Raw genomic sequence first — 933 nt, 5'->3', positions numbered from 1 at the left:
AATTAACGCTTTCATAACGGGCTGAAGCTGACGATCATCAAGAATAAAATCGAACAACATTGAAACTAGGGAAATGACATCGGAGTCCACTGAGGAAATTGCCCCTCCCTCAGAAGATTCGCTCGAGCTTGATAACAAACTACGAAAATCAACACGCTGATATCCACCTAATTGATCACCTGAAATCTGTCCCGAGAACCGATTTTGCTGCGCCGATAATTGCTGAATAATATTTGTTTGCGGAATGATATTAGACATACCACCAACACCTGCATCGATTGAACTTGCGGGCTGACCTGAATGAAGAAGAGAGCGCAACTCACCGAAAGCTATACCCTGAGAAAGGTACTGATTTTCACCGAGCGTTGGAACACTTGAAGAATCAAAGCCATTGATATCAGGCGTAGCATTCTCGAGCTGACCATTTGATTTAATCGTATCCGTCTTTGACACATTATTGAGCATTTCAACAGCCTTGCTGCTATTTGTACGCGCTGTTTTGCCAATACCGATCGTTAATGCGGGAAGTACACCTGACTGCCTTAACTGCTGATTGCAATCTTTATATACTGCCGCCATTTTCGACAGTACATAGCGTTCAAATAGTTTAAGCACGATAAGCTTTGCTCGGATGCCAAAATCGAGACAGTCACATGCTTTTGCAAAGGCATCACATAGCTTATGCGGGGACGCGGGAAAGTCTTTAGAAAATACTTCACTCTCATCAAGTATAAAGGAAACCCGAGCACTAAGCTCCTCGAGCACCGTGCCAATACCTTGATTAAGCCTCGACACCATCGCATCGACTGCGACATTAACCTCAAGTTCATCCTTATCAATAAGATCCAATGAATCTATCGAGTCACCAGACGGGCCGTTCACCTGTGGACCACTGGTAAGCGAATTGAAATTAGTCAACAACTGCTTTACAAC

Annotated in this window: 1 protein-coding gene; it reads right to left on the bottom strand. The window is 43.8% G+C overall.

The features are described 5' to 3' along the window. Positions 1–933, bottom strand: a 933-nt coding sequence (locus tag A3735_RS06180; protein ID WP_156499455.1) for a DUF1631 family protein, incomplete at both ends; no start/stop codon positions are given.

The organism is Oleiphilus sp. HI0061 (assembly GCF_001635675.1).
The sequence above is the reverse complement of the archived record's forward strand: the minus strand, read 5'-3'. Positions and strand labels throughout refer to the sequence as shown.